The 17,279-nt window shown below is 51.7% G+C and carries 15 protein-coding genes; 12 read left to right on the forward strand and 3 right to left on the reverse strand.

Translation table 11 applies throughout. The features are described from left to right. Both EDM58_RS05820 and EDM58_RS05825 read left to right on the forward strand, forming a co-directional pair. On the forward strand, positions 1-3,240 hold the full coding sequence (locus EDM58_RS05820) for an Ig-like domain-containing protein (RefSeq protein ID WP_148039306.1): 3,240 nt from the start codon (positions 1-3) through the stop codon (positions 3,238-3,240). Positions 3,241-3,279: 39 nt separating this feature from the next. Then, positions 3,280-4,434: an NHL repeat-containing protein gene (locus EDM58_RS05825; RefSeq protein WP_122912521.1), complete on the forward strand. Its 1,155-nt coding sequence runs from the start codon at positions 3,280-3,282 to the stop codon at positions 4,432-4,434. Positions 4,435-4,497: 63 nt separating this feature from the next. Here the strand turns inward: EDM58_RS05825 and EDM58_RS05830 are convergent, their stop codons facing one another. Then, positions 4,498-4,941: an Lrp/AsnC family transcriptional regulator gene (locus tag EDM58_RS05830; protein WP_122912522.1), complete on the reverse strand. Its 444-nt coding sequence runs from the start codon at positions 4,939-4,941 to the stop codon at positions 4,498-4,500. A 177-nt stretch (positions 4,942-5,118) separates the two neighbouring features. Between EDM58_RS05830 and namA the strand changes: the two genes are divergently transcribed. After that, positions 5,119-6,132 carry an NADPH dehydrogenase NamA gene (namA, locus tag EDM58_RS05835; RefSeq protein WP_122912523.1) on the forward strand — a complete coding sequence of 338 codons (1,014 nt, stop codon included), beginning with the start codon at positions 5,119-5,121 and terminating at the stop codon, positions 6,130-6,132. 66 nt (positions 6,133-6,198) lie between these two features. Here the strand turns inward: namA and EDM58_RS05840 are convergent, their stop codons facing one another. Continuing rightward, positions 6,199-6,960, reverse strand: a complete 762-nt coding sequence (locus EDM58_RS05840) for an IclR family transcriptional regulator (RefSeq protein ID WP_122912524.1) — start codon at positions 6,958-6,960, stop codon at positions 6,199-6,201. A 334-nt stretch (positions 6,961-7,294) separates the two neighbouring features. On the opposite strand from EDM58_RS05840, the gene kduI reads away from it, so the two are divergent. The 9 genes from kduI to EDM58_RS05885 are packed head-to-tail and all read left to right on the forward strand — an operon-like array spanning position 7,295 to position 15,427. After that, a complete protein-coding gene (gene kduI, locus EDM58_RS05845; protein WP_122912525.1) occupies positions 7,295-8,125 on the forward strand; it encodes a 5-dehydro-4-deoxy-D-glucuronate isomerase in 831 nt (276 codons plus the stop codon). 15 nt (positions 8,126-8,140) lie between these two features. Further along, positions 8,141-9,106 carry a C-terminal binding protein gene (locus EDM58_RS05850; RefSeq protein ID WP_122912526.1) on the forward strand — a complete coding sequence of 322 codons (966 nt, stop codon included), beginning with the start codon at positions 8,141-8,143 and terminating at the stop codon, positions 9,104-9,106. A 23-nt stretch (positions 9,107-9,129) separates the two neighbouring features. After that, the gene (locus EDM58_RS05855) at positions 9,130-10,158 is read left to right on the forward strand and encodes a TRAP transporter substrate-binding protein (RefSeq protein ID WP_122912527.1); all 1,029 of its coding nucleotides are present in this window, start codon (positions 9,130-9,132) and stop codon (positions 10,156-10,158) included. 17 nt (positions 10,159-10,175) lie between these two features. Beyond that, positions 10,176-10,676: a TRAP transporter small permease gene (locus EDM58_RS05860; RefSeq protein ID WP_122912528.1), complete on the forward strand. Its 501-nt coding sequence runs from the start codon at positions 10,176-10,178 to the stop codon at positions 10,674-10,676. 6 nt (positions 10,677-10,682) lie between these two features. After that, positions 10,683-11,984 (forward strand): TRAP transporter large permease, encoded by a 1,302-nt coding sequence (locus EDM58_RS05865; protein WP_122912529.1) that lies wholly within the window; start codon positions 10,683-10,685, stop codon positions 11,982-11,984. 31 nt (positions 11,985-12,015) lie between these two features. Next, entirely contained in the window at positions 12,016-13,029 is a 1,014-nt protein-coding gene (locus tag EDM58_RS05870; protein ID WP_122912530.1) for a zinc-dependent alcohol dehydrogenase, read from the forward strand. A gap of 19 nt (positions 13,030-13,048) precedes the next feature. Beyond that, positions 13,049-13,813, forward strand: coding sequence for a 2-dehydro-3-deoxy-D-gluconate 5-dehydrogenase KduD (kduD, locus tag EDM58_RS05875; RefSeq protein ID WP_122912551.1), 765 nt, complete (start codon positions 13,049-13,051; stop codon positions 13,811-13,813). 31 nt (positions 13,814-13,844) lie between these two features. Beyond that, the gene (locus EDM58_RS05880) at positions 13,845-14,792 is read left to right on the forward strand and encodes a sugar kinase (protein WP_122912531.1); all 948 of its coding nucleotides are present in this window, start codon (positions 13,845-13,847) and stop codon (positions 14,790-14,792) included. Positions 14,793-14,803: 11 nt separating this feature from the next. Further along, positions 14,804-15,427, forward strand: coding sequence for a bifunctional 4-hydroxy-2-oxoglutarate aldolase/2-dehydro-3-deoxy-phosphogluconate aldolase (locus EDM58_RS05885; protein WP_122912532.1), 624 nt, complete (start codon positions 14,804-14,806; stop codon positions 15,425-15,427). Positions 15,428-15,496: 69 nt separating this feature from the next. Here the strand turns inward: EDM58_RS05885 and EDM58_RS05890 are convergent, their stop codons facing one another. After that, a complete protein-coding gene (locus EDM58_RS05890) occupies positions 15,497-17,002 on the reverse strand; it encodes a DUF4179 domain-containing protein (RefSeq protein ID WP_122912533.1) in 1,506 nt (501 codons plus the stop codon). Positions 17,003-17,279 lie beyond the last annotated feature (277 nt).

Consider the following 17,279-nt stretch of genomic DNA (forward strand, 5'->3'; position numbering starts at 1 on the left):
ATGGAGAATCGAATAGGGCAACGTGAAGCCCTGACAAGATGGATCGTGGCGCTCATCCTGGTCTGCCTGCTTTGGTCGGGGATGGCGGCTGTCACGCATGCCGAGACAGCGCGTGTCGCCAAGGTGGAGCAGGTGACAGGCACAGTGATGATCAAGAAATCAGGAGGAACGAAGGAGTATAAAGCCTTTAAAAGCATGAGTTTGAACAAAGGAGACCAGATCTCGACTGGGGCCAAATCAAGCGTCGTGCTCTCGATCGTCGATCATCAGGACGAGATTACTGTGGGCGAGAATACAGTGATTACACTCGCGGAATTGCAGGAGACCATCGAGGGCAAGCAGACGAATGTCCAGGTCTCCTCCGGCTCCACCTTTGTGAAAGTGAAATCCTTGACCAATCAGGCGGATGAATTTTCGGTGAAGACGCCTACCGCCATCATGGGAGTACGTGGCACGCAATTCTACGTGAATGTTGACCCGATTACCGGACGAAGCGGTGTTTTTGTGGCATCTGGCATCGTGCAGGCAGAAAATACGGCTGAACAACTCCCCACCGTTGTGTACCCGATGATGCAAGGGGCCTTTTACGGACGTGATGCTGCGCTTCCGTCTGAGTCAGGTGTGTCCTTTATTCTGCCGGATGATATCATTCAGGATTTGGCGCCCGAGGTAATAAAAGCGTTGATCCGGAATAAGCAAGTGATGGACCAGGAGCATGATCAATGGATCGAACAGGTTCGCCAAAGCTTCGAGAGTGGCACAGCAGAAGCGGGCTTCCCGCAGTTGCATCTCGATCAGCAGATGGACCTTGATCAATACGAAAAAAATATGCAGTCTTTAGTCAATTCGCTCATCCAGACATCATTGAACCGCAAAATCGTAAGTGACGAAGAAATCGCCAAATTGGTCGAACAAGCCAATCAGGAATTGGAGCGCAAAATCCGGCTTGGCGGTGTTATTGACCCGATCGAGTGGAATGAGAAGCAGCAGGGCGAGCGCGATCGTTTGCAAGAAATGGAAGAGCGACGCAGGTATGTAGCGGAGGAGGCACAGAGAAAACGCGAACAAGAATACAATGACTTGCTGAATCGAATCAAGCAAGAGCATGAGAGATTGGTTCGGGAAAATGAAGAAGCAGAAAGAAAAGCGCGTGAAAAGCTCGAAGCTCGAACAGGAACTCCTGCAGGCAACACCGTGGCAACGAAACCGTCGGGAGGCTCGGGAGGATCAGGTGGATCAGGCGGATCAGGCGGTTCGGGCGGGTCTCCGGGTAAAGACAAAGATCCAGAGCAGGACTTGACTGTTGCCCGTGTTGACAATCTGGAGGAGCAGGTCGAACTGGCTGCAGCTTACAAACTTCCGATCTATGTCACTGCTGAGATGAGCAATGGCACTTCGAAAAAAGTGTTTGTGGAATGGGATCAGAAGCAGATAGATACTCGCAAGACAGGTACGCACCGGATCGTAGGGAAGGTAAAGAACTACGACAAAGAGGTTGTTTTGACGCTGCATGTGGTTGCGCCTTTTGGCAAACCTGTTCATTTAACGAAAGGGCCGATCCAATTCGACAAGGGTTTCGTACTTGATATGGGGGCAAACAGCATTCCCGACAATGCGACTGTGCGCATCAATGAGGTGAGTGTGCCCGGCGGTGAATTGACCCCGGCAGGTCTGGTGCTGCAGTTTGCCTTTGAAGGAATCGAAATTACGCGTCCTGTGACCCTTTCCTATCCGATTGAATCAGGACAGAAGACGGACGATGTCGGGATCTTTTACAAGAAGCGGGATCAGTCTTGGGAGTATATGAGCACCAATGTAAGCGGCGGAGTGGCTACGGCAAGCGTCGATCATTTTTCCACTTATGGGGTCTTTCATGCGCCACAGGCTGCTGCGGTAGTGGCATCACCGAGTGGCGGATTGGTGGATTCCGGTACCTTGGTAACGTTGGAGAGTTCGACACCGGGAGCAGTCATTTACTATAAGCAAAATGGGGACTTCACTCGCTATGAATCAGGTGTGGCGGCAAGCGGGGGGAGCATCGAAGCCTATGCCGTGGCAGACAATATACGCGACGGAGAAGTAAAAAGCTGGATATTTAACACAGTGTCCGCAAGCGTGGCAGACAGTCAGCACATCCAACTCTCTTTTACGGGACCGATCCGGAGCGCATCCGGGAACGAGGTGACGCTGGAGGATGGTCAGAGTTATCGGTTTGACATCCCATCTATGGATGGATCGCAGCAATTGGCGGTCGCAGACAGCACGCTTTCAGGTGATCGCTCTGTGCTTGTCGCTTTGGCGAGTGATACGTCCAACATGCTGCGAAATTCCTTTGCAGCGAAGTTTTATGACCCATCCGGAAGCTATGCGGCGCAGACCAATTCGTTCTTGCTGGGGATTGATCCGCCGGAGCCAAAACCGGAACCAAAACCGGAGCCCATTGATATTACGATTGAGATGGGATTCGGTGGTGCGGTTTACATTGGATGGGGCGAGGTAAAAGGTGCTGAGAAGTACGATGTTTGTATCAATGAATTTCCTTGCATCTCCGTTGATAGTAGCGAAACCTCCTATATGACAGAGGTGCCCAGTGGTGAAGAAAGTAGAGTGACGATTATAGCGTATGATGCGAGAGGAAAGCAAATCACAAAAGGGAGCGAGAAGTTTGTTTATCAAAGGTTTGAGGTAACTGCTACGCCGTCAGGTTCTTCTGCAGAAATCAGTTGGACCATGGTAAGTGGTGCGGAGAACTATATAGTTTGTTTGGCTGGCGAAGGTGTAGAAGAATGTAGTGGTGAATTGGATGCCGATGTCCTGCAATATGATGTTCCTGACTTAAGTCCAGGTGTTTATTGGGCGGAGGTCACTGCTTATGGTAGCGATGGTTATATGCTCACAAGAGGAGAAGCGACATTTACCATTGAGGAGGAAGAATTTCCGGAAGAGCCGCTACCATTAGACGAGATCAATGTTTGGGTTGCTGGTACGACAGAAACCACTGTTACCATTCGATGGTCAGCTCCTTATGAGAATATGGACAGCATGCGATATAGAGTATTCTTAGATAATGATGATGATTCAGAGATTGATTTGGGCTGGTTAACCGCTGATAAGTTGGAATACACATTTGAAGAATTGGAAACGGGTCAGGAATACACATTTACCGTTTTCGCTTGGCCGGATGACTTTCCGATCGCCAAGGGAGAGACCATGGGAAAACCTGAATTGACTACTTCGTAATAGGTAACATCCAAGCGCTAGAAATGAGGTGTAGTTCCATTGCAATTTGTAAATGTAAAGAAATACCTGACGGGACTTACTATTATACTCTCAGCGACTGTTGGGGCAAATTCTAGTTATGCAGCCCAGGATATCCAATCAACAGCACAAGCGGAGGCAGCACCAAATCAATTCATAGCCGGAAGCGGAGCCGTCGGAGAACTCAACGGCCCCGCCTCCTCGGCCTCCTTCCGCCAGCCTGCGGGACTGGCGATTCTCGCGGATGGCAGCGTCCTTGTCGCGGATTCGGGCAACCATCTGATCCGCAAAATCTCCACTGGTACCGTAAGCACGTACGCAGGCTTTACCGTATACCGCGACGCGAAAGGCTTTCCAGCGGGACTGCTGCTGGACGGCCCTCTGAACCAATCGATGTTTCATCAGCCTCAAGGCTTGGCTGTTGATCAGAACGGGGCTTTGTACGTAGCGGATGCGGCAAACCATGCGATCCGTAAAATTACCCCGCAGGGAGTAGTCACCATCGCCGGTGACGGGGTGCAGGGCGATCGGAATGGCACGGGGAAAGAAGCGCGTTTTCATTCGCCGAGTGATGTGGCGGTAGCGGAGGATGGTACGCTCTATGTCGCTGACACCTTGAACCACGCCATTCGCAAAGTTGCTCCCGATGGTAGCGTAACTACGCTGAACAGCTTGTCTGAGCGGACGGTAGAGCTGGCGAGCGGGTATCTCGAGAGTGCCGGAGATTTCCGCGACGGCAAGCTGAGTGAGGCAAAATTCAATGAACCATCCGGCATCGTACTGGACGCCAAGGGCAATCTCTATGTAAGTGACACGGGTAACCAACGGATTCGCTATCTAGACCTGGAGAACGAGACAGTGACGACGGTGGCAGGGGGCGGAGAAGCTTACGCGAAGGACGCGCTTTATGCTGAGGGGTCCTATGCTGACGGGGAAGCGGCGGCAGCGAAATTCCAATTTCCCAAGGGGCTTGCAGTAACCGCCGACGGGGGACTTTTGATCGCGGACAGCATGAATCACGCCATCCGTTATTTGCATCAAGGGAAAGTGACGACCTTGGGATCATCCTTTTCCATGCCGGTAGCTGTCAAGGTGGATGCCCTGGGGAAAATCTGGGTGGCGGATGCTTCCGCACAGACAATCCAGCAAATAACGGTTCCCCAATCCGCTCAATAGAAAAAGACAATGAAGAGAGGAACGATCCAGGCAGTCATGCTTGGGACCGTTCCTCTTTTCTTTTCACTGCTCATCCGGGATCGCGGGAATCAGATCTTTATGGTCAATCGGGCTAGACAGCACAATAAGGGTGGTCGAATCGCCATAAACACCGAGGCGATTGACGGCTTGCTCCAGAGAGCGCAACGATTCCGTTACTACCTTTACCAGATGGTTGTACTGACCGCTGATACGATGGCATTCCACCACTTCCGGCGTTTCCTTGCAGAACTGGACGAACTTGTCGCAATCCTTGCTGTGAAAAAGCAGATAGGCAGTCACATGCAAATTGATTTTTTCCGGGGAAACGACGGCGCGATACTCGGAGATTACGCCCTTTTCCTCCAGTCTGCGCACTCTTTCCGTCACGGCCGGTTGAGAAAGCCCGACGATTTTGCCCAGCTCTGTCATCGAAAGCCTGCCCTGATTTTGCAAAAGGAGCAGGATATGCTGATCGACTTTGTCCACGTTCACACACCACCTTTGTTTTCAAGTTTTTATATTTGAAATAGCTTGAAAACCAATTCGCTCGATCCTTTATTCCGTTGTTATCTTATGTAAAACCTTGTATTCATCTTATAAAATAAGGGTCAATTGAGCAAAGAAAATATTTTTGCAAAAACCAGAAGAAAGGGTGTGTGAACGATGAGTCTGCTATTTACGCCGATGACGATAAAGGGAATCGAACTGAAAAACAGAATTGTCATGTCTCCGATGGGGACGTTGGCTGCTGAAGAAGACGGCAAGGTGACCGAGTGGCATATGCTTCATTACGGAGCAAGGGCGATGGGACAGGTGGGTCTGATTATCCTGGAGGCGACCGCCGTATTGGAGGAAGGCAGGGATTATCCCAGCAATCTCGGACTGTGGTGCGATGAGCAAATTCCGCAGATGCGCCAGCTGGTGCGGATGCTGCATGAGAACGGCTCAAAAGCAGGAGTCCAGCTCTGGCATGCAGGACGCAAACGAGTGATGGAGGGGGAACCGCGCTCTTCCTCGGGATTGCCGTACAAGGGCAGAGCTACGAAAGGGTTGACCCAAGAAGAAGTACGTGAAACGGCAGCGGGGTTTGGGCAAGCGGCGATCCGGGCCGCAACGGCTGGTTTTGATGTGTTGGAAATCCACGCGGCTCACGGCTATCTGATCAATGACTTTCTCTCCCCGCTTACGAATACCAGGGAGGATCGGTACGGTGGATCAAGAGAGGGGAGGTATCAGTTTTTGCGGGAAATCATCGATGAGGTGCGGAGTGTCTGGAGCGGGCCATTGTTCGTTCGGGTCTCCGCCAACGAGTACAGCGAGCAGGGAAACAGCATCCAGGACTACGTGCAATTCGCCGCATGGATGAAACAGCAGGATGTCGACTTGGTCGTATGCAGCAGCGGAGGACTCTTGCTGGAAAGTCCGAGAGTCTATCCGGGCTACCAAACTCCCTACGCAGAGATGATCCGACGTGAAGCTCATATTGCTACGGCAGCAGTAGGATTGATCACACAGGGAATTCAGGCGGAGGAAATCTTGCAAAACGGTCGGGCCGATCTGGTAGCGATAGGCAGAGAATTGTTGCGGGATCCGTATTGGCCGCGTACGGCTGCAAAGCAATTGGGTGTGAGAATACAGGAACCGGCTTCGTATGAGGGCTTCTGGTTTGGAACGTAAACGCGAAGAAAGCCTTCCGCCTAAGCGACGAAAGGCACATTTGCATGTTCGGGACCAAAACGCGAGCTAGATGCGATAGCCGAGCTGCCGGGAAATCTCCTGCGAGGTCTCGCGGATTTTTCTGACCAGTTCATCCTGTACGCGCTCCATCGTGATCCGGTTGCTTGGGCCGGAGATGCTAAAGCTGGCGATAATCTTTCCTTGAGAATCAAAGATTGGCGCGGCGATGCAGCGGATGCCTTCTTCGTTTTCGATATTGTCCAGAGCGTACCCCTGGTTTTTCACGGCTGCGACTTCTTCGGCCAGCGCTTCGGCGGATGTGATAGTCTTGGCTGTTCTGGCTACGAAATCAATACCGGAAACCACTTTGCGGTAGGCTTCTGCGCTCATCCCGGAGAGCAATACTTTTCCAACCCCCGTACAGTACATGGGAGCGCGGCTTCCAATTCGGGAGAACATGCGAATCGTCTGGTTGCTTTCGATTTTGTCGATATACATCACTTCGCCATTGTCATCGATGCACAAGTGGATGGTCTCATTCACATCGTGGCAGAGCTTCTCCAGAAATGGCTTGGCAATCTGGATGACATCTATGCTGTTGAGGATATTTCGCGATAAATAGATGAGCTGAAAGCCCAGCTTGTACTTCTCCGTCTCCTCATCCTTGACGACGTAATTCATGTGTACGAGTGTGGCCAAGAGGCGATGCGTCGTGCTTTTGGACAGTCCGACTTGTTCGGATAAACGGGTAATTTGGATGCCTTCTGGATACTCAGACAAGACATTTAAGAGTGTAAGCGCTCGTTCTAAAGATTGCACATTTGACATGAACGTTCTCCTTCTCAATATTGCTTCAATCCCACATGAATCCCCGATTGATTTTCCAAAATCACCCTTTTGAAATGCTGTTCCATTTTTATCATAGTGGAATGAAACGGCTTTGTAAACCGAGGAAACCCGTGCAGATCAATGATTTATCTGATAAATCGAGCAAGTGCAAAGAATTTGGGAATGATGTATTGAAATGTTCTGGCAGTTCGTTGTAATATATTTGTGGAACGTTGTTCTACAATACGGAACTAAATATCATCCTTGCCAACCATCCTTGCTCACATGTGAACCCCACAGATTGATTTTCACCACAAAGAGGAGTTGATACCGAGTGAAAATTCTTTATGCTCACCATCCAGAGGACGTCAAAACGTATACAACCGAGAAGCTCCGTGAGGAATTTTTAATGGAAACTGTATTCAGATCTGACGAGATCACGTTAACGTACAGTCACGTGGACCGGATCATATACGGCGGCGCCATGCCAGTAGAGAAAGCGCTGTCATTGGATGCCGGAAAAGAGCTGGCAGCCAAATATTTTCTCGAGCGCCGGGAGTTGGGCGTCATCAATGTCGGCGGCGACGGCACGATCACTTGCGATGGAGAAGTGCATGATATTCGCGCGAAAGAGGGCATCTACATCGGTCGAGGGACCAAAGAGGTAGTGTTTGCATCCAATGACCCTTCCCAGCCAGCGAGGTTTTACCTCAATTCATGTCCGGCCCATACTAGCTATCCGACCGTGAAGATCGATCGGCAAAAGGCTCTGGCTCGTCCGCTGGGGGACAATGCCACAATGAACAAACGGACGATCTATCAATACATTCATCCTGATGTCCTGCAGTCTTGCCAATTGAGCATGGGCATGACAGTCCTGGAGGAAGGCAGCGGGTGGAATACCATGCCATGCCACACTCACGAGCGCCGGATGGAAGTATATTTTTACTTCGATATGGCGGAGGACACGCGCGTCTTCCACATGATGGGCAAGCCCGATGAAACCCGCCACATCGTGATCAGCAATGAACAGGCGGTCCTGTCGCCAAGCTGGTCGATCCATGCCGGGATCGGGACGCGCAACTATACCTTCATCTGGGGCATGTGCGGGGAAAATCAAGACTTCGACGATATGGACCACGTAGCGATGAAGGATTTGCGATAGGTGGGTGAGACAAACATGTCTGTTCAACAGGTAATGATTACGGACTGCGATCATGAGGATATTGAAATTGAGCGCCGTGTTCTGAACGAGGCGACTGTCCCTTTTGTCCTCAAGCAATGCAGAACGGAGGATGATGTCATCCGGGAAGGGCAAGGCGCTGCCGTTTTTCTGAATCAGTATGCGCCGATCACCGACCGGGTCATGAGAAGTCTGCCGGAGCTAAAGCTGGTTGTACGCTACGGGGTAGGAGTCAACAACGTCGATTTGGAGGCAGCCACTCGCCACGGCGTTCAGATATGCAACGTGCCGGACTATGGAACAAATGAGGTAGCCGACCATGCTTTGGCTCTGATGCTGGCTTTGACTCGCAAAATCCCGCTCATGACGGAGCAGGTACGTCAGGGCATCTGGAACTACCAGACGAGCATCCCGATCTTTCGCCACAGCGAGCAGACCGTTGGCGTGATCGGCGTCGGTCGCATTGGAACCGCGTTTGCCAACAAGGTACACGCGCTCGGCTGCAAAGTGATCGGCTATGATCCCCGGATCAGCGAAAAGCCGAATCGCAGCATCCCCACGCACATAGAACTGGTCGAGCTGGACGAACTATTGGCGGTATCAGATGTAGTCTCGATCCACTGTCCGCTCGACCATGCCCGCAATCTGATCGATGAGGCGGAGTTGCGTAAAATGAAGCCCACCTCGTACTTGATCAACGTATCGCGAGGGGGCATCATCAACGAAACAGCTCTGGACAAGGCGCTTTCTGAAAAATGGATTGCCGGGGCCGGCGTGGATGTGGCTGAGGCAGAACCTCTGCCAGCCGCTTCTCCCTTGCTTCGCCATTACAACTTCCTTTGCACTCCGCATATGGCCTGGTATTCCGAGCAGGCTGCGCAGGAGCTGAAACGAAAGGTGGCCGAGGAAGCGGTTCGCTTTTTGCGCGGGGAAGCTGTCCACTATCCTGTGAATCACTTATAAAAATAGATAAGGGGTCATGAAAAATGAGAAAATCATTCCGTTCCATAGCTCTAGGTGTAACCGCTTTCTTGGCGTTGTCCGTGCTATCCGCATGCGGCAGCAGCAACAGCAGCACTGCTTCCACTCTGGATTCAGGTCAGGCGCAGGTGCTGAAGGTAGCCTTCAACCAGCCGGAGAATCACCCGCAATTTAAAGCGATGAAAGAGTTTGGTGAAAAGCTCAAAGAGCGTACCGGAGGCAAATACACCGTAGAGGTCTATCCGAATGAACTGCTTGGCGCCCAACGCGAAACCATCGAACTGGTCCAATCCGGGACGATTGCGATGTCCATTGTGGCGGGGAGTCTGATGGAAAACTTCAATCCTGATTTCGTGGTGTTCAATCTTCCCTATGTCTTTGACTCCAAGGATCACCAGATGTCCGTACTGAATAATCCGGAGGTTGTCGGTGACCTGTACAAGTCTACGGAGGACAAGGGAATGACCGTCTTGGGCGCATTCCACAGCGGAATCCGCAATGTGTACAACAAAACAAAGCCGATTGAGACGCCGCAGGACCTGGCTGGCCTGAAAATTCGCATTATCGAAAGCGATACCAATATCAAGATGATGGGTCTCATGGGTGGTACAGGAACTCCTATGGGTCAAGGGGAAGTGTACACCGCGATTCAATCCGGCGTCCTGGATGGCGGAGAAAACAACGAGTTGATCTATACCAACCTCAAGCATGTCGAAATTGCGCCGTACTATTCCTATACACAGCATCTGATGATCCCCGATTACTTGATCATCAACACAAAGCTGCTCAACGGCATGTCTGAAGAGCATCGAAACATTTTCAAAGAAGAATTCGCCAAAGCCATCGATAAAGAAGTGGAACTGTGGGATGCCGATGTTGCAACTGCCAAACAAGCAGCGGAAGCGGCAGGGGCGAAGTTTAATCAGCCAGATATTAAGATCTTCCAAGAGGCAGTCAAACCATTGCTGGAAGAAAAACTGACCACAGACAACACCAAAGCTTTGTATGAAAAGGTGAGAAAAGCAGCCCAATAAGGGATGGAGTGATTGGGATGGGAGCTTTGAAAAAGGGATTGGACAAAATATTGGCAGCGTTTTGCATCGGATTGTTTGGTTATCTCGTGTTGTTGGTAACTTGGCAAGTGGTGACCCGGTTCGTCTTCCATGACCCGAGCGTCATTTCCGAGGAATTGGCAAAATACTGCTTTGTCTGGCTGGTTCTCTTTGGTTCTGCCTATGTTTTCGGGGAAAACGGGCATATGGCCATTGAATTTGTGAAAGACAGGTTCCCTGCCGGCATGAATAAAGGGGCAGAGGTATTGATCCAGGTCGTGATCATCGTATTTGCAGCACTTGTTCTGTTGGTTGGCGGGTTCAAAGCGACGAGCCTGGCCTGGACACAGCTGTCTGCGGCTTTGCAAATACCGGTCGGGTATCTGTACGCTGCATTGCCGATCAGCGGGTGCTTCACGATCTTTTATTGCATCCACAATGTGTATCAGGTTCTGACACAGAATAAAGCCGGGCAGCACCAGGTGCAGGAAGGGAGTTAAACATATATGGACGTTGCTGTTCAGGCTGCGATGATTTTGTTTTTCGGAGTAGCGATCCTGCTGGTAATCGGGGCGCCCATCAGTATCAGTGTCGGGATTGCCTCGGTTCTGGCGATGTTCTCCATACTGGAAGTGGACAATGCCTTGCTGACTTCCGCCCAACGCATGTTTACAGGGATGAACTCGTTCGCCCTCTTGGCTATTCCCTTCTTCATCCTGGCCGGGGTGATCATGAACAACGGAGGGATAGCCATCCGGCTGGTCAATTGCGCCAAAGTGCTAAGCGGCCGATTGCCAGGCTCACTCGCCCATACGAATATCGTCGCCAACATGCTGTTTGGCTCCATCAGCGGTTCGGCTGTCGCAGCAGCGGCAGCCGTCGGCGGGACCATGACCCCTTTGCAGGAAAAGGAAGGCTACAGAAGAGAGTTTAGTGCAGCGGTCAATATTGCCTCTGCCCCGACGGGAATGCTGATCCCCCCGAGCAATACCTTGATTGTGTATTCGCTGGTCAGTGGCGGAACCTCGATTGCTGCACTGTTTATGGGCGGTTACATACCCGGAATTTTGTGGGGAATTGGCTGCATGATCGTCGTGTTTTTCCTTGCCAGACGTTTTGGATATAAAAGCGAGGGAGGGGTGACGCTCAAGCAGGCATTGCGAGTCTTTTGGGATGCAATCCCAAGTCTGCTGCTGATTGTCATCGTCATCGGCGGGATCATTGGCGGGGTCTTTACCGCAACGGAAGGTTCAGCCATTGCTGTCGTGTACTCCTTGCTGCTGTCGTTTCTGTACCGGACGATCAAGCTGAAGGATTTGCCTCGCATTTTGCTGGAATCAACCAAAACTACAGCGATCGTGATCTTTTTGATCGGTGTTTCTTCCATTATGTCGTGGGTGATGGCGTTCACGAACATTCCAAACATGATTGCGAGCGGTCTGCTCGGAATGACGGACAATATTTTCGTGATTCTTTTGATTATGAATATTGTGCTGCTGATTGTAGGGACGTTTATGGACCCGACCCCGGCCGTTCTGATCTTCACCCCGATCTTTTGGCCGATTGCACAAAGCTTCGGCATCGATCCGGTGCATTTTGGAATCATGGTGGTCTTCAACCTGTCCATTGGGACGATCACACCACCAGTCGGTCCCGTCCTGTTCGTGGGAACGAAAGTGGCCAATCTGCGGATTGAGAACGTCATCCGTCCGCTTCTTCCTTTCTTCGCCGTGACGGTCGTGGTCCTGATGCTGATCACCTATATCCCGCAATTGTCGCTGTTCATACCGAAGCTGCTGGGGCTGTAGATCCATGAAACCATTTCAAGGAAGTGTTTAGATGAAAGCCATTGTCTTCGAAGCGACGCAAACCGTTTCCTTGCGAGAAAAAGAAATGCCGGAGGTGCCGCAAGGATGGGCCTTGATCAAGACCTCCCATGTAGGCATCTGCGGAACCGATTTGAATATCTATGCAGGCAGCCACCCGCGGGCAAAAGCGCCTTTGGTGATGGGGCATGAATTTTCGGGAACCATCGCCTCCGGTCATCCGACGCTGCCGGAGGGAACGCCGGTAACCGTCAATCCCTTGCTCAATTGCGGCACCTGCATTCCATGTACCACAGGACAAAGCCATGTATGTGAATCCTTGCAGCTGGTCGGCATCGATTGTGACGGAGGGATGGCAGAGTATGTGGCGGCGCCTGTCGAACGAGTAGTGCCGCTGCCGCAGGGCTTGTCTTTTGCCATGGGGGCATTGGTCGAGCCTGTAGCAGTCGCCATGCACGCAGTAAGACAAGGCGGGTATGTACCGGGCGATCATGTCGTCGTCTTTGGAGCGGGGACCATCGGACTGTGCGTCGCCTTGGCTCTGAGAAGCGCAGGGGCATCACAAGTGACGATCGTGGAGACCAACGAGCTTCGATTGCAAAAAGCCAAGGAGCTTGGTTTTTCTACGATCCATCCACAGCAGGAAAACGTCCGGGAAGTCGTCCTCTCGCAAACGAACGGCACCGGGGCCGACTTTGTGTTTGATTGCGCGGGTCACCATTCCGTCGTGCCGCTGCTCACGGATATCGTGAAGGTGCGAGGTACCATCGTGATTGTGGCCGCTTATAAAAAGCCGACAGAGGTAGATTTGCTCAAAGGCATGTTCAAGGAGCTGACGATGCGCTTCGTCCGCGTCTATACCGACAAGGATTTTGAGTTGGCGGCACAGCTTTTGGTGCAGCAGCGCGATTTTGAAAAGATCATCACACATGTGCTGTCGCCGGACGAGGCGAAGAAAGGCTTTGATTTGTTGACCAGTCATACAGATGCCGTCAAAGTCATGTATCAATTTACATCAGACAAATAAGGAAAACGGAGGTATGGAGATGCAATACGTACTGGATATGTTCTCACTCAAAGGCAAAACCGCACTGGTGACAGGGGCTCGCACCGGAATCGGGCAAGCCATATCCGTCGGTTTGGCTGCAGCAGGTGCGCATGTTCTGCTGCTGGGCCACCGCGATAATCTGCATGAGACCAAGGCGAAGATCGAAGAAGTCGGGGGCACGTATGAAACCGTACAGATTGATTTGAGCCAGGTAGATCAGATTCGCTCACAGATTAAGCCCCTTCTGGAAAAACATCAAATCGATATCTTGGTCAACAACGCTGGGATCGTCTATCGCGAGCCTGCTGTGGACTACAGCGAACAGGAATGGATGCGCGTGGTCAACATCAACCTGAACGCAGTGTTTATCCTCTCCCAGGAAATCGGTCGCGGCATGGTAGAGCGCGGCGCAGGAAAAATCATCAACATCGCCTCTCTCTTGTCGTTCCAGGGCGGAATCTTCGTTCCAGCCTATACAGCGAGCAAGCATGGAGTGGCCGGATTGACCAAATCTCTGGCGAATGAATGGGCCGCCAAGGGCGTGCAGGTGAACGCCATCGCTCCTGGCTATATCGATACCAACAATACAGAGGCGATCCGCAATGACAGCAAGCGCAATCAGGCCATTTTGGAGCGAATTCCCGCAGGGCGCTGGGGAGTGCCGGACGATTTGGCGGGAGCGGCGTTGTTCCTGGCTTCCAAAGCATCCGATTACGTCAATGGCCATGTGCTGGTCGTAGATGGCGGATGGATGAGCAGATAAGTCGGACACCAAGAAAGGAAGAGGAGCCTTGATGGATATCATCACTATCGGGGATGGGATGATTACCTTCGATCCCCAGAGCAGGGGTCCGCTGCGGTTCGTCAATCAGTTTGAACGCAAAATCGGTGGCGCGGAGCTGAATGTGATACTGGGCTGCGCGAGATTGGGATTAAAGGCAGGCTGGATCAGCCGTCTGGGCAAGGACGAGTTCGGGCGGCATATCGTGAATACCGTGCGCGGCGAGGGAATTGACATTTCCGAAGTCAAAATGATGGAGGGCTATGCCACTTCCGTCAATTTCAAAGAAGTGAAGGAGTCAGGAGCGGGTCGTACCTTTTACTATCGGCAAAAATCCCCGACAGAGACGCTTACGCCCGACCTGTTGCCCGAAGACTATATCGCAAAAACCAAAATTCTGCACGTCACGGGCGTTTTTCCGGCGATTCAGGAGAACAACCGCGCCGTCATCCTGCGCGCTTTGCAATTGGCGAAGCAGCACGGGGTTAAGGTCTCGTTTGATCCCAACATCCGTTTGCGCCTGTGGTCCAAGGAGGAAGCGAGGGAGACGATTCTTTCCTATCTGCCATACGTGGATTACCTTCTGGCTGGGCGTGAGGAAATGGAGCTTCTGTTCGATGCGTCGCAGGAACAGGCATTGCTGCAAACACTCCAAGCTTATTCCTTCCAACAAGTCATAGTAAAAGACGGTGAGCATGGATCCTATGCGTTGGTTGACGGGAAATGGCTGCATCACCCTGGATTCCCTGTTCGGAAAGTCGTGGATACGGTAGGCGCAGGAGATGGCTTTGATGCTGGGTTCCTCTATGGCATGATCCATCAATGGCCGATCGAAAAAACGCTCGAGTTTGCCAACGCGATTGGCGCGATGGTCGTGCAGGTACACGGGGACAATGAAGGGCTGCCATACTTGGAGGAAGTAGAGGGATTTCTGGGCACACGCGAAGTGATCGAGCGTTAGGAGGACTCTGTATGACAATCGAGAGGCTGAAGGCGATTCCGCTGGTCCCTGTGTTGCGTAAAATCCCTTACGACAAAAGCCATGACATCGTGCAGGCACTGCTGGACGGCGGGATCGAAGCGGTCGAAATCACCATGGAGACGGAGCGGGCAGAGGCCATCATTCGGGAGTCGGTCGAATCCTACGGAGACCGGGCGTTGGTTGGAGCTGGCACCGTTCTGGACGTAGCGGATTGCCGTAGAGCGATCGAGGCAGGAGCGCAGTTTATTGTGGCGCCGGTGCTCGAGGAGGCAGTGGTACGGTATGCTGCGGATCAGGGCATCCCGGTGATCCCCGGGGTATTTACGCCCAGTGAAATGCTTCGTGCCGTCAACCTGGGGGCTGCCATGATCAAGCTGTTTCCGGCATCGGTGCTGGGACCATCCTTTATCAAAGACGTAAAGGGGCCCTTGTCGCATATTCCGATCATGTGCACCGGCGGCATCACGCTCGATACGGCGAAAGCCTATCTCGACGCAGGAGCCAATGCCGTAGGTGCCGGAAGCGCTCTGCTTCGCAAAGATTTGATCGAAGCAGGGGATTGGACAGGGCTGACAGAAGAAGCGAAGTGCTGGCTGGCGGCCATCCGAGATTAACGGGGAGACGAATAGAGAAGAGAAGCAGGCCCTTCCTGTGCGATGGGCCTGCTTTTTTGTACGAAAAACTCAAGGAGCGGGCGGGATTTCCACTCGCCATTGGAAGTTATCGTAGGTCTTTTTTTGTGTCTGCATCACGAGTGTCAGTTGCGAAGGCAGATGGTCCAGTTCTTTGATCAACAACGTTTCTTTTACATGGGCACCCGAACTGGAGCCCTCGATGGGCGATCGCTGGTAGTCGATTGCGACAGGATAGGAGCGTCTCGTGTCATCCCGCAGGAACCATTTTGGCCAGCTGGCAGTTGTGCCTACGATATCCAACTCCATCCTCCAGACCCTTTCCCCCGTCCCTTCCACTGTCTCTTGCACAAGGGGGGAGAGGGTGTAGGTGTTCTCTCCGATTTGCTGACGAAACGGCTGCTGGGTCAGTTTTTTCGGGTTAAAGGAGAGTGAGATGTCAGCAGGTTCGTTTACCGTGATCTCATCCAGCACCAAAAACAGCTTTCCCTTCTCTTCATACGGAACGAACGAGCCGTACCAGCCGTATTTTTCCGAATCGTTTTCCACTGTGTATTCTGCCAGTGACACCGTTTTTGTCTGGTTGACCGAACCGGGTACCATATCCGCATAAATCTGACCTTGCTCATCTTCCATATGATACGAGATTTTATGGGAGAACAGGTCGCGAAGAAATGCTTCGTCGAGGTCTATTTGCAGCCGTTCACGTGCTTGCTTTTGGATTCGTTCCTTCGCCTCTGCCGTCCAATTTGTTTCGATTTCCAGGCGAGTAGCGCTTGGGGCATATGTCACCTGTTTTGCATGCAGGTTAAGCCCCTCCGGTGTAGTAAAAGATTGATCGATCGGAATGGTTTTGCTCGCAGCCATGTTTTTTTCAATATCGACGGGTATTTTCAAACTCCATTGAACGGGTTTGATCTCCCGGGCCCCATACTGTTTTACGTCCATGTGAACGACGATATGGTTGGGCGGGTTGCGAAGCGAAAAGGTCAGATCGGCATATTGCTCGCCGCGTTGGAAGCCAGCACCCTCGGCGATTTTTTCTCCTTTTTCATCGGTTACATAGAGTTGATTTGGCCCTGATGTCTCGAAATACAAGTCGGGCAAAATTTCCCCTTGATCATCGACCAACACATATGTCACAACCACTCGAGACGGGTCTGCCAGAATGTCCTTGATCTTGAGCGTAATTCCCTGGTCCGTGACAGAAGCATTTGCAGGTGTAGAAAACCATTGTTCAGCAGCCTTTTTCAGCCCCAGACCCTCTCCGAGACGGATTAGGAATGAGGTTCCTATCAACAATGCGACCAAAAGAAAGGCTATGGTCACAGCAGTCCACTTTCGCCTGTTCTTCCCTTTCCGACGACGGCGCGAGCTTCTTGGCGGCAAGGGAGTCGAGGGCTCATGGGTTTTTGCGGATTCATCTTGGAGTTTGGCTACCCATTGCTGACAGGACGGGCATGCTTGCAAATGTGCTTCGACGATCAACAGCAGTTCCCTGGAAATCTCATTGTCAACATAAGGAACGATGTATTTCTCAATGTCCTGACACTTCACGGTGTGCCCCTTCTTTCCTGATATGATCCTCTTCCATTTTTTTCGCCTCCTGTGAAGACAGTTTCATGACTCCACACGTATCAGTACCGGACACTAAAAATGGGCTCAACAAGTAGTACCTCTTTTTGAATGAAAATGTTACCAAAACGAAAGTGAATTCACAAAAATTTATTATTTTGGAAGTACGTGCCCGGGCAGTTTCTTTTGCGAGACCAATTTGCATTCCTTATTCACAAATCGTTCTGTTTTCGTGTGATTCCAATCACAGTGGGGACGC

This window comes from Brevibacillus panacihumi, from assembly GCF_003710985.1.
Classification (GTDB): Bacteria; Bacillota; Bacilli; order Brevibacillales; family Brevibacillaceae; genus Brevibacillus; species Brevibacillus panacihumi.

What these genes read in the sequence shown, in the direction of transcription:
- EDM58_RS05860 (WP_122912528.1), top strand. Translation starts at nt 10,176, where the DNA reads ATGGGAGCTTTGAAAAAGGGATTGGACAAAATATTGGCAGCGTTTTGC.
- EDM58_RS05840 (WP_122912524.1), bottom strand. Translation starts at nt 6,960, where the DNA reads ATGTCAAATGTGCAATCTTTAGAACGAGCGCTTACACTCTTAAATGTC.
- namA (WP_122912523.1), top strand. Translation starts at nt 5,119, where the DNA reads ATGAGTCTGCTATTTACGCCGATGACGATAAAGGGAATCGAACTGAAA.
- EDM58_RS05855 (WP_122912527.1), top strand. Translation starts at nt 9,130, where the DNA reads ATGAGAAAATCATTCCGTTCCATAGCTCTAGGTGTAACCGCTTTCTTG.
- EDM58_RS05880 (WP_122912531.1), top strand. Translation starts at nt 13,845, where the DNA reads ATGGATATCATCACTATCGGGGATGGGATGATTACCTTCGATCCCCAG.
- EDM58_RS05865 (WP_122912529.1), top strand. Translation starts at nt 10,683, where the DNA reads ATGGACGTTGCTGTTCAGGCTGCGATGATTTTGTTTTTCGGAGTAGCG.
- kduD (WP_122912551.1), top strand. Translation starts at nt 13,049, where the DNA reads ATGCAATACGTACTGGATATGTTCTCACTCAAAGGCAAAACCGCACTG.
- EDM58_RS05885 (WP_122912532.1), top strand. Translation starts at nt 14,804, where the DNA reads ATGACAATCGAGAGGCTGAAGGCGATTCCGCTGGTCCCTGTGTTGCGT.
- EDM58_RS05820 (WP_148039306.1), top strand. Translation starts at nt 1, where the DNA reads ATGGAGAATCGAATAGGGCAACGTGAAGCCCTGACAAGATGGATCGTG.
- EDM58_RS05870 (WP_122912530.1), top strand. Translation starts at nt 12,016, where the DNA reads ATGAAAGCCATTGTCTTCGAAGCGACGCAAACCGTTTCCTTGCGAGAA.
- EDM58_RS05850 (WP_122912526.1), top strand. Translation starts at nt 8,141, where the DNA reads ATGTCTGTTCAACAGGTAATGATTACGGACTGCGATCATGAGGATATT.